Genomic DNA, 13941 nt, shown 5'->3' on the forward strand with positions numbered 1-13941 from the left:
GCTAAATTAGCTAAAGAAAAATTTAACCTAGATGTTAAACTTGTTGAATTTACTGAATATACTTCACCAAACCAAGCTCTTAGTACAGGTGAACTAGATGCTAACGCATTTCAACACAAGCCTTATATGGATGAAGAAGTTAAACAGAGAGGATATAAATTAGCAATTATTGGTAATACTTTTGTATTCCCAATCGCAGGTTATTCTAAAAAAATCAAGAATGTCTCTGAGTTACAAGATGGTGCAATTGTAGCTGTCCCAAATAATCCAAGTAATTTGGGACGCTCTCTCTTATTATTAGAACAACAAGGAATAATTAAACTAAAAGATTCTTCAAACTTATTGGCAACCACGCTTGATATTGTTGAAAATCCAAAACATATTCAGATACAAGAGGTCGATGCATCACTACTACCTCGAACCTTAGATGATGTAGATTTGGCAATTATCAATAATACCTTTGCGGGACAAGTAGGTTTATCACCAGAGAAAGATGGAGTATTCGTTGAATCAAAAGATTCACCATATGTAAATCTCGTAGTAAGCCGTGAAGATAACAAAGATGATCCTGCACTTAAAGACTTTGTGAAAGCATTCCAATCTGAAGAAGTATACCAAGAAGCATTGAAACATTTTGAAGGTGGGGTAGTTAAAGGCTGGTAATACTGTTTATTACTAGAGTCAATTGTTACAAGCGGTTACATTCTCTAAATATTTTGCAAATTTTTATAAAGAAGTAACCGCTATACCAGATGAGTTCAATAGAATAATAAGGAAAAAATTATGAATTTCAAAAAATTACTTACGGCTACTGCTGTACTCTCAGCATTTGTATTAACCGCCTGTAATGATGCACCTAAAACATTAAAAGTAGGAACAATGTCTGGTCCTGAACAAGAGGTGGTGGAAGTTGCAGCAAAATTAGCAAAAGAAAGATATAATCTTGATGTAGAACTGGTTGGATTTACAGATTTTTCAACCCCAAATGAATCTCTAAATAATGGTGATTTGGATATTAATGCATTCCAGCATAAGCCATTTTTAGATAAACAAATTGCAGATAAAGGCTATAAATTGGTGCCATTAGCAAATACTTTTGTATTCCCAATTGCAGCCTACTCAAATAAGATTAAATCAGTTGATGAAGTAAAAGATGGCGATACTATTGCTGTACCTAATGATCCAACTAATTTAGGTCGTGCTTTAATTTTATTAGAGAAACAAGGGCTAATTAAACTGCAAGATAGTACTAATCTTCTTTCAACAACAGCTGATATTATCGAGAATCCTAAACACTTAACAATTCAAGAAGTGAATGCTGAATTACTTCCTCGTACTCTAGATGATGTTACATTTGCAGTAATTAATACAATCTATGCAGGACATATTGGTTTAACACCTGCAACTGATGGTATTTTCGTAGAAGATAAAGATTCTCCTTATGTGAATTTAATCGTTTCTCGTGAAGATAATAAAGATAGCGAAGATATCAAAAATTTCATTAAAGCTTATCAAACAGATGAAGTATTTGAAAAAGCTAATGAAGTATTTAAAGGATCTATGATTAAAGGCTGGTAATAAACAGTAGTTGCAAGCGGTTACATTCAATGAATATTTTGCAAATTTTTATGAAGAAGTAACCGCCATACAAGCTGAATTCAACAAAATAGGAAGGAATAAATTATGAATTTCAAAAAATTACTTACTGCTACTGCTATACTTGCAGCATTTGTATTAACTGCCTGTAATGATTCAGCAAAACCCCTAAAGGTTGGAGCAATGTCTGGTCCAGAACAAGAAGTAATAGAAGTTGCCGCTAAATTAGCCAAAGAAAAATATAATCGTGATATAGAGATCGTACTTTTTACTGATTATGCAACACCTAATGAAGCACTGAATAATGGAGATTTAGATATTAATGCCTTCCAGCACAAGCCATATTTAGATAAACAAATTGCAGATAAAGGGTATAAATTAGTACCGTTAGCAAATACTTTTGTTTTTCCTATTGCCGCTTATTCAAACAAAATCAAATCAATTGATGAATTAAAAGATGGTGATACGATTGCTGTACCTAATGATCCAACAAACTTAGGTCGATCTTTAATTTTATTAGAAAAACAAGGACTAATTAAATTAGATGACAGTACTAATCTTCTAGCAACAAAAGTCAATATTGTTGAAAACCCTAAGAATTTAAATATTCAAGAAATTGAAGCTCAATTGTTACCTCGTACATTAGATGATGTTGCCTTTGCCATTATTAATACAGGATATGCAGGTCAAATTGGGCTAACACCAACTAAAGATGGTCTATTTGTCGAAGATAAAGATTCTCCTTATGTGAATTTGATCGTATCTCGTGAAGATAATAAAGATGATGAAGCAATTAAAGATTTTATTAAAGCTTATCAAACAGACGAAGTATTTGAAAAAGCCAATGAGGTATTTAAAGGTTCAATGATTAAGGGGTGGTAATTTCATAATACTGATAATAAAAAACCTGCATTATGAACTGCCCTCAAAATCTTGGATAGCTTAAGTTGATCTCAAGGACTGAGTTCTGTACTTCACAGGACTCGGTCCTTTAAATTTAAATTGAATACATTCATAATTGTAATAATAAATGTACTTACAAATTTGCTTTTCCGGTGCTTCAATAGTTTTAGGTTTTTCAATATAGATAGTCTCACACTTCATTGTAGCGAAGAAACTTTCTATTAACGCATCATCTAGGCAGTTACCTTTTCTACTCATACTTTATCGTATTTTATACTTTTTAAACGTCTTTCTAAAAGGCCCCATTTGAACTAGCGTTTATTGTGTTCACTTGCATAGCAGCGACGTTTTAAATAATTCAATTGCGTCTATACCGCCACTTTTGTATTGGTTTACCCATTTAGCTATGCACTTTGGATCTACATTAAACTTCTTACCAGTGGCAATACCTGTATGTCCTTATCTATAATATGCTATAACTTTAATCTTAAAAGCTAGATTGTAGCACATAAAAATACCCCATAAATTGTGTCCAACTTATGGGGTACAGTTCAGCTTTTTTATTTACTAAATTTAAACGCCAAACTGTAAACTGTAAAGTTGTTTATAAGCACCTTGTTTTGCTAGTAAATCAGTATGGGTACCAGATTCAATAATTTCACCGTTATCTATGACTAAAATTTCATCTGCTTTTTCAATAGTTGATAATCGATGTGCAATCACCAATACAGTACGATTCTTCTGTAATTCTTCTAATGCTGCTTGAATCGCTCTTTCTGATTCAGTATCCAATGCTGATGTTGCTTCATCTAACACAAGTACGGGGGAGTCACGCAATAAGGCTCTAGCGATGGCTAAACGTTGGCGTTGTCCTCCAGATAAGCTTATACCATTCTCACCGATGATTGTATCCAATCCATCAGGTAATTTCTCAATAAATTCCATTGCATAGGCCGCTTTTGCAGCATCTTCAATTTCTTTTCTGGTATATTTTTCTGTTGCCGCATAAGCAATATTATTAGCAATAGTATCATTAAATAAATGAACCTGTTGAGAAACAATTGCGCATTGTGTACGTAAATTATTCAATGTATAGTCACTAATTTTTTTATCATCTAAATAAATATTCCCTGAATCCACATCATAAAAACGAGTGATTAAATTAGCAATGGTTGATTTACCAGAACCAGAGCGACCAACTAAAGCTAAAGTTTTTCCTTCTGGTAAATTAAATGAGATATGTTTTAGAGCTGGGTGATCTTTACCTAAATAGGTAAAAGAAACATCTTCAAAACGGATATTACCTTTTACTCTTTCTACTTGATAATCTCCAGTATCTTTTTCTTTAGGAAGATCAAATAATGTAAATAAAGTTTGACAAGCAGCCATTCCTCGTTGGAATTGTGCATTCACATTGGTTAATGTTTTTAAAGGGCGAAGAATTCCCATTAACGCACTAATAACAGCAGCAAATTCTCCTGCAGTTAGATCACTTCCAATAATACTCGGAGAGCCTGCAATAAATAATACAACGGCAAGAGCTAAAGAGGCGATTAACTGTATGATTGGATTGGTGATAGCGGTTGCTGCCATCATTTTCATTCCTTTACGACGCATATCATTACTTTTATGATTAAAACGCTCTTCCTCTACAGATTGTCCACCAAAAGAGAGTACAACTTTATGTCCTCTTAACATCTGTTCTGCACTTTCTGTCATCGTTCCCATAGATTCTTGCATATTTCGAGCTAATCGACGAAAACGTTTAGAAATAACCCTAATAAGAATTGCAATCACAGGCGCTATTAAAAATAGAATAAGAGATAGACGCCAACTGTAATAGAACATTGTACAAATCAGAAAAATTACATATACGCCTTCTCGCACAACACTTTGTAGAGCATCAGCTGAAGATGATGCGATTTGTTCAGAATCATAGGTAATACGAGAAAGTAATTTTCCAGAGGAGTTTTGATCAAAGAAAGTAACAGGCATAAACATCAAATGTTTGAAAACACGTTGTCGCATTACCATTACAACTTTTCCTGATACCCATGCTAGGCAATATGCGGAAGTAAAACTAGTCAAACCTCGAATAAAAAATAATCCGATGATAATAAATGCCATATCTCGTAAAAATGAACGATCTGCACTGCTACCAAAACCTTCATCAATCAAGGGTTTTATCATTGTTATTAAGTAAGCATCAGATGCTGCATTTAATACCATCGCAATTATGGCAACAATAATTCCCAACTTAAATGGGGATATCATTGGCCACAAACGTTTAAATGTCTTCCAAGTGGATTGATCTTTCGTCATTGCATCAATCGAGAATAAATCTTTGGACATAAGTTCCCTTTAGTTAAAATAAAAGATAAAGTATTTTAAAGGGTAATTTCATTTATACCAAATAACTATTCCATTTGTCATCAAATAACCCTATCAATATAGAAATTTTAAAATAAAATGCAGAACAAAAGGTACAATTATTGAGGTTAAAACTCCACATAATACTAATGCAACTGAAGCATAACTCCCAGCTTTAATACTATAATCCATGGCACGAGCTGTACCTAATGCGTGAGAAACTGCGCCTAAACTTAGTCCAATTGCATGGGTTTTAGTCACTTTTATCCACTTCAATATGCCTATTCCAAATACGGATCCAAATATTCCAGCAATAGTGACTGCTACAGCTGTAATAGCAGGATCTCCTCCTAATTCTTCAGTAATTGATACTGCTATGGCCGTCGTTACAGATTTAGGTAACATCGCAATTAAAATCTCTTGATTAGCACCAAGTAGCCAAGCAAAATAGGCACCAGATAGTATAGTAAATAAAGTTGAACAACCTACTATAATCATGATTTTTCGCCAATGTTTCTTTAATTGCGGCAACTGCTCATAGAAAGGAACAGCTAAAGCAACGATGGATACACCTAATAAATTATTTACTACAAAATTGCCTTGGTAATAGCTTTTAAAAGGAATGTGAAATAAATAAAGAATGACAACAAGAATAATCAGCGAAAGAATAAATGGATTTAATAAAGAAATTTTTAAACGTTTGCTTAATTTACGACTAATAATAAACACTATCAACGTAAACAAAGAATAAAAATAAATAAGCGGGCTATTCATCGTCTTCTCCAGCGTCACCTTTATCGGCAAATAATTTTTGAGCTAAATAACCTAATAGAATTAGAGACAACATAGTGCTAAAAAAATTAGCAAAAATTAAAGAGTCTACGTGCTGATTTAGTACATCAAATTGATCAACAACTCCCGCACAAATAGGTAAAAAGAAAAGGGTCATATAACGTGTTAAAGGGGTAGAGGCAGGTAATATCCAAGTTACTTTAATAATCCCAACTACCATAGAAACGAAGAGAACTAACATTCCCCAAATACTTTCTGGAATACCTATTGGAATCAACAAACTGAGAAATTTACCCAAATACAACATTAAGTATAATAATGCTAATCCTACAATAAAACGCAATGCTTTAATTAACATACTGCTATCCACAACAAGCAATTAAAAAGAGTAAAACATTGTGAGGAACTTACCGCTTGTGAAGAAAGTTGATCACTTTATTGAGATCTCGAGTACGAGTTGAAGGCGGTAAACTTTTGAGAAAAGTTGAACCGTAACCACGCATAACCAAACGAGAATCACAAATAATTACCGCTCCTTTATCTGTTATATCTCGAATTAAACGCCCTACACCCTGTTTTAAAGTAATCACAGCTTCTGGAATTTGAATTGCATTAAAAGGATCGCCACCTTGTAATTTGCAATCGTCCATTCTCGCTTTTAATAGCGGTTCATCGGGAGCAGAAAAAGGTAATTTATCAATAATTACTAAAGAAAGTGCATCACCTCTCACATCAATTCCTTCCCAAAAACTTTGGGTTGCAACTAACACGCTATTAGGCTCTGCAACAAATTTCTCAAGTAATCGGCTTTTACTGGTTTCCCCTTGTAACAATACGCTTAGGTTGCTATGTTCACGCAGAAAATCCGCCAAACCACGCATCATAAAATATGAGGTACACAGTAAAAAACAACGTCCTTCATTGGCTTCTATAACTGGTTGAAGAAGTTGTCCTAATGCCGTTAAAGTATGGGCTTTATTTGTATCTGGTAGATAGCGAGGGACACAAAGCAATGATTGATTTGCATAGTCAAATGGGCTTTGTAACACCATTGTATCAGCATCATCGATACCTAAACGATTACAAAAGTGATCAAATTTTCCGCCTACTTCCAATGTAGCAGAAGTAAATACCCAACCAATATTTTGGTTTTTGAGTTGTTCACCAAATTTATCTGCCACAGTTAGAGGAGTAATATGCAATCCAAACGAGCGTCCATTGGCTTCATACCAATAGCAATAACCCATAACGTTAGTATCGCTCAATTTATTGAGCAAAACTTTGACTTCGGCTAAACGTTCAAAAATTTTATCTAATGTTTCCGAACGACCCAATGATTTTTTAACCACTTCAATTAAAAAGTCTAAATTTTCTTTGAGCTTAGTTAAGCCTTCAACGACTTTTGGATCACTTAATAAATCCCTTAAATTTCCTCTCGCTGTCCCACTTCCCATCAATAATCTAAAATCTTGAATGATTTTTTGGAGATGATCGGAGGCTTTACCTAATTGGGCTAAATCTTTTAATTCTGTTCGATAAACAATATTGGCATCTTTGCAGATATCAAATAACTGACGAGAAGTGAGAGATTGCCCAAAATATTGGCTGGCAATATCAGGTAATTGATGGGCTTCATCAAAAATTACCAGTTCAGCTTGAGGAATTAACTCTCCAAACCCACTCTCCTTTACTGCCATATCAGCACAAAATAGATGGTGGTTAACCACTACGACATCAGCATCTAAAGCCTGCTTGCGAGCTTTAACCACATAGCACTCTTTATAATTGGGGCAATCAGAACCTAAACAGCTATCAGTCGTACTGACTAATTGAGGTAAAATTGGACTATCTTCAGCAATGGTAATACATTCACTTAAATCGCCCGATTGCGTACCTGTATGCCATTTTCTTACTTTTTTTAAATCAGCAAGTACCGACTTATCGCCCAAAACGCCCATTGCAATCACTTGATCTAAACGTTCTAAACACAAATAATTAGCTCGCCCTTTTAACAAAGCGATCTTGCCGGTGTAATTTAACGCTTTCTGTATGGTAGGAAGATCTCGTTTGAATAACTGATCCTGTAAATTTTTGGATCCTGTAGAAATGATCGTTTTTTTGTGTGAAAGTAATGCTGGCACTAAATAAGCAAAAGTTTTCCCAGTCCCTGTTCCCGCTTCAATCACACTATTTTTTGCAAATTCCACAGCTTTTCCGACCGCTTGTGCCATAACGACTTGGGCTTCTCGAGGACGGAAACCTTGAATATTTTTGCTTAGTTTCCCTTCTGTACTAAAGGCTTGCTTAATTTTTTCTTGATATTTCATTTTATCCAATATAAACAAGCGGTGAGATCTTCGCTAAATTTTGCAAAAAATCAGGTTAATCTGACCGCTTGATAATGATTTATTTTTTATAGCGTTGTTGAAGACTTTGCTCGTCTTGTGATTTCAACCAAGCCATTTTTTCTTTAATCTGCTTTTCCATTCCTCGTTCACTTGGGAAATAGAAGTGGGTATCACGCAATTCTTCGGGGAAATAATTTTCGCCTGCTGCATAGGCATTGGGTTCATTATGAGCATATCGATATTCTTCACCATAGCCTAACGATTTCATTAATTGTGTTGGGGCATTGCGTAGGTGTTCTGGCACGTCATAATCTTTTGTTTCTTTGACTAGCTGTTTAGCTTGGTTAAATGCGGTATAAACGGCATTACTTTTTGGTGCAACTGCTAGATAAATAATCGCTTGAGCAATGGCTCTTTCGCCTTCATAAGCACCCACTCGAGTATAGCAATCCCAAGCCGCTAAGGCCACTTGCATTGCTCTAGGATCGGCATTGCCAATATCTTCTGATGCAATGGCTAACAAGCGTCTTGCTACGTATAAAGGATCGCCACCTGCGGTCAAAATTCTTACATACCAATATAATGCCCCATCAGGTGATGAGCCTCGTACAGATTTATGTAATGCTGAAATAAGATCGTAAAAACGATCGCCGCCTTTATCAAAGCGTGCATGTTTTTCACCTAGAACTTCAGTTAAAAGTGCTAAATTGAGAAGTTTTCCTTGCGGTAAAATTTCTGCCATATCGCTCATTAGTTCTAAGCAATTTAGCGCAAAGCGAGCATCGCCATTCACATAATCAGCTAATAGATTTAGAACATCATCTTGTAAGATAAATATTTCGTTGCCTAAGCCTCGCTCTTTATCTGTGATCGCATTTTGCAAAATATGGGAAATATCGACCGCTTGTAAAGGCTTTAAAATATAGATTCTTGCTCGAGAAAGTAACGCATTATTCAATTCAAAAGAGGGATTTTCGGTAGTTGCCCCAATGAAAATTATGGTACCGTCTTCAATATGAGGTAAGAAAGCATCTTGCTGGCTTTTATTGAAACGATGAACTTCATCGACAAAAAGAAGTGTTCTTCGTCCCATCTGTTTATTTTGCTTGGCTTTTTCGATAGCTTCTCGGATCTCTTTGATACCGCTTGTTACCGCCGATAATCGTTCCACATCGACATCTAAGCTATTCGCAATCAATTCCGCTAAGGTTGTTTTCCCTGTACCGGGTGGACCCCAAAATATCATTGAGTGAGCGTGTTTGGCTTGAATAGCTCGGCGAAGGGGTTTACCTTCACCGATTAAATGAGATTGTCCTACGTATTCGTCCAATGTATGTGGACGCATACGGGCAGAAAGCGGTCTGAAATCATCTGCAAAATCAAAGGAAAGGGTGTTCATTAGCGAAGTCTTAATCCTCGACGAATTTGTCGCATAAGTAAGAAAATCCAAGGCCAAAGAATTCCGCTTAATACTGCTCCAGCTAATTCTTGTGTATTAAATTCTGCACTATGTAAGATAAATTCAATAACAAAAATAGAAAAGCGGATGAGTGCTATATAGAGTATTATTAACATACCTTGAAACCACAATGATAGATTACGTAATATTAAATGATATTTAGCTACAAAATAAATCACAATGGAAAGAACTAAAGCATGAGTTCCCAATACTGATCCTAATATGACATCCCAAATAATACCAATAATGAATGCTGTTCCAACACTAATTTTGTCGGGGAGAGCTAATACCCAATAGGTTAAGACTAATACTCCCCAAGCAGGTCTAAAACCTTGAAAACCAACAGGCCAAGGCATTAGTTCTAAGACAAGTGCAACAACAAAAAGAAAAATTAATACCAAAAACTGAAAAATCAGATTCTGTTTCATTGATTTTCTCCTTTTATTTCTGTATCAGTTTCATTGAGTTCTTGTTCTAATATATCTTCATTATTATCTTCTTGAGTTTCAATAGTGTTTTGTTCATCCTCAGTAACTTGCTCTTTCTTATTGCTTTTCAATAGATCTAATGGGTTTAGAATATTGCGTCGTTCTTCAACTGCATTACGCACATCTTGTGGGGAAATTCGCTGTGCCCCTCGCCCTTCCTCTGTTGGCCATAAAAGTAGAACATAACGTAAATGATCTAAAGAAGCTAAAGGCTTAGCAGTTACTTTGGCAAAATGACTTGATCCATCATTAACAACTGTTTCTACAATAGCGACAGGATAACCTTCAGGGAATACACCTCCTAATCCAGAGGTAACTAAAACATCACCTTTCATCAAATCTACCATACCAGGTAGATTATCTAAAATAAGTTCTTCGTTATGTCCTGTTCCACTTACAATAGCACGTACATCATTACGTAGTACTTGAACGGGAACAGCATGTGTAACATCCGTAATTAAAAGAACTCGGCTACTATTTTCACCTACAGAAATAACTTGTCCGACAACTCCTCTCTCATCAATCACAGGTTGTCCGACAAATGCACCATCTTTTCTGCCTTGATTAATGATCACTTGTTGGCGATAAGCATCCATTTCTGCGGTTAAAACTTCGGCTATTTTTTTATATTCGTCTTGACGAAGGGGGGAGCTAAGCAATAATCGTAAGCGTTGATTTTCAACCTTTAGCTGATCTAGTATCAGTAGCTCAGCATTTTTTTCTCTAATTTGCTCTTTTAATACGTCATTTTCTAGCTTCAATTTTTGGTTATCAATAAAATTATTGCTTACGCCATCTAGAACTAAACGAGGCGTATTTGCAAAATAATATAAACCACTTACTGCAGTTTCTAGTATTCCTCTTACTTGTAGCATGGCAGAACTTCGTCCATCAAAAAAAATTGATGTCACTGAAATAACAATAGCGATAAAAAGGCGAACACCTAATGGAGGCGATTTAGCAAAAATTTGTTTCATATCCTATACGAAGAAATTTGAAAATGATTGAAAGGGATAAATAAAAAATGAAAATGGACGTGAATCATTATTTCCGTCCATTTTCATTGTATTCATCAATTAATTATCATCACTGAACACATCGCCACCATGTGTGTCGATCATTTCTAATGCTCTACCACCACCACGAGCAACACAAGTTAAAGGATCTTCTGCTACAATAACAGGAACACCTGTTGCATTAGACAGTAATACATCTAAGTTTTGAAGCAATGCTCCACCGCCCGTAAGTACCATTCCTCGTTCAAAAATATCGGCAGCAAGTTCTGGTGGGCATTGTTCTAATACTGCTTTAACAGATTCAACAATACCTGCTAATGGTTGCTCTATTGCTTCTAATACTTGTTTTGAGGTTAATTCAAATGTTCTTGGTGCACCTTCTGCAATATTGTGACCATGTACTTCTGTTGTTAGAATTTCGTCACCCTCTTTAATATAAGCTGTTGCAATCTCTTTTTTAATACGTTCTGCTGTTGTTTCTCCAATTGCAGAACCAAAATTCTTTCGAACGTAAGAAATAATTGCATCATCAAATTTATCTCCACCAATACGTACTGAAGATGAGTGAACAATCCCATTTAAAGAAATAACAGCAACTTCTGTTGTTCCACCACCGATATCAATTACCATTGAACCAGCAGCTTCATCAACTGGCAATCCTGCACCAATTGCAGCAGCCATAGGTTCTTCAATAAGGTAAACTTCACGAGCACCTGCACCAATTGCAGATTCTTTAATCGCTTTTCTTTCTACTTGAGTCGCCCCTGCGGGTACACAAACTAAAACTCGAGGGCTTGGTCGCATAAAATTATTGCTATGAACTTGTTTAATAAAGTGTTGCAACATTTTTTCTGTCACATAAAAATCAGCAATGACACCATCTTTCATAGGGCGAATAGCTAAAATACTTTTGGGTGTACGTCCCAACATTGATTTTGCATGAGTGCCTACTGCTGCGATACTTTTTGCTGTTCCAATACGATCCTGACGTACGGCTACAACTGATGGCTCATCTAATACAATCCCTTGACCTTTAACATAGATCAATGTATTTGCTGTACCTAAGTCTATAGAAAGATCATTTGAGAACAATCCGAGAAATTTTTTAAACATATATGAAATCCGTAGTGAATAAAATTATTATTAACTGTAAACGCCCGATCTACGGGCAAAAATTGGCAGTAATATATCAAAAAAACCTTAAAATACCAATGAATAATTGAAAAGAGATGGGGTAAATCTTGATTAAATTAATTATCTGTATTTAACCAAAAAAAATTCCCAAATATTAAAAAATAAATGATAAAGTTACAGGTATTTTAGTTACTCTGTAGCTCATTATTTTCTTTAATCTAGCTATTAGGAATTAAATGTAACAAAAAGTTGCAAAACTAAAATATTTTTTATTATTCTCACAAAACTACCAGAGGAGTCTTTATGCTTATTGGTGTACCAAAAGAGTTGCTGGACAACGAAAGTCGTATAGCCGCAACGCCAAAAACCATTCAGCAAATTCTCAAACTTGGCTTTGAGGTTGTTGTAGAAAGTAATGCAGGATTTAAAGCAAGCTTTGAAGATAGTGCTTATGCTGAAGCAGGTGCAACTATTGGGAATGCTGAATCTGTTTGGAATGCGGATATTATTTTTAAAGTTAATCCACCAACGGATGAAGAAATTAAATTAATAAAAGAAGGGGCAACCTTAGTTAGCTTTATTTGGCCTGGTCAAAATAAAGAATTAATGGGTAAGCTTTCTGCTAAGAAAATTAACGTGTTAGCAATGGATGCTGTTCCACGTATTTCTAGAGCTCAGTCTCTTGATGCATTAAGTTCAATGGCAAATATTGCGGGTTATCGTGCTGTGGTTGAAGCTGCTCACGAGTTTGGTAGTTTCTTTACAGGGCAGATAACCGCAGCAGGTAAAGTTCCACCAGCTAAAGTGTTAGTTATTGGTGCTGGAGTTGCTGGATTAGCAGCTATCGGTGCAGCAAATAGTTTAGGTGCAATCGTTAGAGCATTTGACTCTCGCCCAGAAGTAAAAGAGCAAGTTGAAAGTATGGGTGCTAGCTTCTTAGAAATCAATTTCAAAGAAGAGGGCGGTAGTGGCGATGGTTATGCTAAAGTGATGTCAGAAGAATTTAATAAGCGTGCTTTAGCTCTCTATGCTGAACAAGCAAAAGAAGTTGATATTATTATCACAACAGCGTTAATTCCAGGTAAACCAGCTCCTCGATTAATTACCAAAGAGATGGTCGAAAGTATGAAACCGGGTAGCGTAATCGTTGATTTAGCAGCTGCAACGGGTGGTAACTGCGAGTTGTCTAAAGCAGGAGAAGTTGTTGTTACAGAAAATCAGGTAAAAATTATCGGTTATACTGATTTACCAAGCCGTTTACCAACACAATCATCTCAACTTTATGGAACAAACCTAGTCAATCTACTTAAACTACTTTGTAAAGAAAAAGACGGCAAGATCAATATTGATTTTGAAGATGTTGTTTTACGTGGTGTTACTGTTATTCGTGATGGAGAAATTACATGGCCAGCACCTCCAATCAAAGTTTCAGCTCAGTCACAACAAAAGACAACAGCTCCTGCTGAGAAAAAAGAAGAAAAACCAACTAACCCTAAAGTTAAATATAGTTTATTTGTACTAGTAGGTATTTTGTTTCTATTAATTGCTTCAGTTGCACCAACCTCTTTTCTTGAACATTTTACTGTATTCGCACTTTCTTGTGTTGTCGGATATTACGTTGTATGGAATGTGAGTCATGCCTTACATACACCATTGATGGCCGTAACTAATGCAATTTCAGGTATTATCATAGTTGGGGCAGTGTTACAAATTGCACAAGGCGGGTTCTTTATCAGCATCCTAGCCTTTATCGCTATTTTAGTTGCAAGTATCAATATCTTTGGTGGATTTAAAGTCACTCAACGTATGCTTGCTATGTTCAGAAAAGGTTAAGG

Annotated in this window: 14 protein-coding genes; 4 read left to right on the plus strand and 10 right to left on the minus strand. The window is 35.5% G+C overall.

The window, feature by feature from the left end:
* The 3 genes from Q1J40_RS03545 to metQ (Q1J40_RS03555) form a co-directional block, all read left to right on the plus strand.
* Positions 1-663 (plus strand): MetQ/NlpA family lipoprotein (locus Q1J40_RS03545; protein WP_301098675.1); only part of this gene is annotated, 663 nt, incomplete at its 5' end.
* 120 nt (positions 664-783) lie between these two features.
* A complete protein-coding gene (gene metQ, locus Q1J40_RS03550; protein ID WP_301098678.1) occupies positions 784-1578 on the plus strand; it encodes a methionine ABC transporter substrate-binding lipoprotein MetQ in 795 nt (264 codons plus the stop codon).
* 105 nt (positions 1579-1683) lie between these two features.
* Positions 1684-2478, plus strand: coding sequence for a methionine ABC transporter substrate-binding lipoprotein MetQ (metQ, locus tag Q1J40_RS03555; RefSeq protein WP_301098680.1), 795 nt, complete (start codon positions 1684-1686; stop codon positions 2476-2478).
* 60 nt (positions 2479-2538) lie between these two features.
* Here the strand turns inward: metQ (Q1J40_RS03555) and Q1J40_RS09130 are convergent, their stop codons facing one another.
* The 10 genes from Q1J40_RS09130 to Q1J40_RS03595 all read right to left on the minus strand — a co-directional run bounded on the left by Q1J40_RS09130 (position 2539) and on the right by Q1J40_RS03595 (position 12085).
* On the minus strand, positions 2539-2757 hold the full coding sequence (locus Q1J40_RS09130; RefSeq protein ID WP_363321850.1) for an IS3 family transposase: 219 nt from the start codon (positions 2755-2757) through the stop codon (positions 2539-2541).
* Between the two features lie 69 nt (positions 2758-2826).
* Entirely contained in the window at positions 2827-2946 is a 120-nt protein-coding gene (locus Q1J40_RS09135) for a helix-turn-helix domain-containing protein (protein ID WP_363321851.1), read from the minus strand.
* Positions 2947-3072: 126 nt separating this feature from the next.
* Positions 3073-4851 (minus strand): lipid A ABC transporter ATP-binding protein/permease MsbA, encoded by a 1779-nt coding sequence (gene msbA, locus Q1J40_RS03560; RefSeq protein WP_301098681.1) that lies wholly within the window; start codon positions 4849-4851, stop codon positions 3073-3075.
* Positions 4852-4944: 93 nt separating this feature from the next.
* Positions 4945-5643: an LrgB family protein gene (locus Q1J40_RS03565; protein WP_301098682.1), complete on the minus strand. Its 699-nt coding sequence runs from the start codon at positions 5641-5643 to the stop codon at positions 4945-4947.
* Positions 5636-6019 (minus strand): CidA/LrgA family protein, encoded by a 384-nt coding sequence (locus Q1J40_RS03570; protein ID WP_301098683.1) that lies wholly within the window; start codon positions 6017-6019, stop codon positions 5636-5638. The genes Q1J40_RS03565 and Q1J40_RS03570 overlap by 8 nt, the downstream gene beginning before the upstream one ends.
* Positions 6020-6068: 49 nt before the next feature.
* Positions 6069-7988, minus strand: a complete 1920-nt coding sequence (gene yoaA / locus Q1J40_RS03575; RefSeq protein WP_301098684.1) for a DNA repair helicase YoaA — start codon at positions 7986-7988, stop codon at positions 6069-6071.
* A gap of 79 nt (positions 7989-8067) precedes the next feature.
* The gene (locus Q1J40_RS03580; protein ID WP_301098685.1) at positions 8068-9408 is read right to left on the minus strand and encodes a replication-associated recombination protein A; all 1341 of its coding nucleotides are present in this window, start codon (positions 9406-9408) and stop codon (positions 8068-8070) included.
* Complete coding sequence (mreD, locus tag Q1J40_RS03585) at positions 9408-9896, minus strand: rod shape-determining protein MreD (RefSeq protein WP_301098686.1); 489 nt, start codon at positions 9894-9896, stop codon at positions 9408-9410. Before mreD ends, Q1J40_RS03580 begins: the two co-directional genes overlap by 1 nt.
* Positions 9893-10933, minus strand: a complete 1041-nt coding sequence (gene mreC, locus Q1J40_RS03590) for a rod shape-determining protein MreC (RefSeq protein WP_301098688.1) — start codon at positions 10931-10933, stop codon at positions 9893-9895. The genes mreD and mreC overlap by 4 nt, the downstream gene beginning before the upstream one ends.
* A gap of 99 nt (positions 10934-11032) precedes the next feature.
* Positions 11033-12085, minus strand: a complete 1053-nt coding sequence (locus tag Q1J40_RS03595; RefSeq protein ID WP_301098689.1) for a rod shape-determining protein — start codon at positions 12083-12085, stop codon at positions 11033-11035.
* 324 nt (positions 12086-12409) lie between these two features.
* On the opposite strand from Q1J40_RS03595, the gene pntA reads away from it, so the two are divergent.
* Positions 12410-13939 (plus strand): Re/Si-specific NAD(P)(+) transhydrogenase subunit alpha, encoded by a 1530-nt coding sequence (pntA, locus tag Q1J40_RS03600; RefSeq protein ID WP_301098690.1) that lies wholly within the window; start codon positions 12410-12412, stop codon positions 13937-13939.
* Positions 13940-13941 lie beyond the last annotated feature (2 nt).

The sequence above is a fragment of the Otariodibacter sp. genome (assembly GCF_029256985.1).
Lineage (GTDB): Bacteria > Pseudomonadota > Gammaproteobacteria > Enterobacterales > Pasteurellaceae > Otariodibacter.

Coding starts and splice junctions, on each gene's coding strand:
- Q1J40_RS03570 (WP_301098683.1), bottom strand. CDS start 6,019: ATGTTAATTAAAGCATTGCGTTTTATTGTAGGATTAGCATTATTATAC.
- metQ (WP_301098678.1), top strand. CDS start 784: ATGAATTTCAAAAAATTACTTACGGCTACTGCTGTACTCTCAGCATTT.
- mreD (WP_301098686.1), bottom strand. CDS start 9,896: ATGAAACAGAATCTGATTTTTCAGTTTTTGGTATTAATTTTTCTTTTT.
- Q1J40_RS03580 (WP_301098685.1), bottom strand. CDS start 9,408: ATGAACACCCTTTCCTTTGATTTTGCAGATGATTTCAGACCGCTTTCT.
- yoaA (WP_301098684.1), bottom strand. CDS start 7,988: ATGAAATATCAAGAAAAAATTAAGCAAGCCTTTAGTACAGAAGGGAAA.
- Q1J40_RS03595 (WP_301098689.1), bottom strand. CDS start 12,085: ATGTTTAAAAAATTTCTCGGATTGTTCTCAAATGATCTTTCTATAGAC.
- Q1J40_RS03565 (WP_301098682.1), bottom strand. CDS start 5,643: ATGAATAGCCCGCTTATTTATTTTTATTCTTTGTTTACGTTGATAGTG.
- metQ (WP_301098680.1), top strand. CDS start 1,684: ATGAATTTCAAAAAATTACTTACTGCTACTGCTATACTTGCAGCATTT.
- mreC (WP_301098688.1), bottom strand. CDS start 10,933: ATGAAACAAATTTTTGCTAAATCGCCTCCATTAGGTGTTCGCCTTTTT.
- Q1J40_RS09130 (WP_363321850.1), bottom strand. CDS start 2,757: ATGAGTAGAAAAGGTAACTGCCTAGATGATGCGTTAATAGAAAGTTTC.
- msbA (WP_301098681.1), bottom strand. CDS start 4,851: ATGTCCAAAGATTTATTCTCGATTGATGCAATGACGAAAGATCAATCC.
- pntA (WP_301098690.1), top strand. CDS start 12,410: ATGCTTATTGGTGTACCAAAAGAGTTGCTGGACAACGAAAGTCGTATA.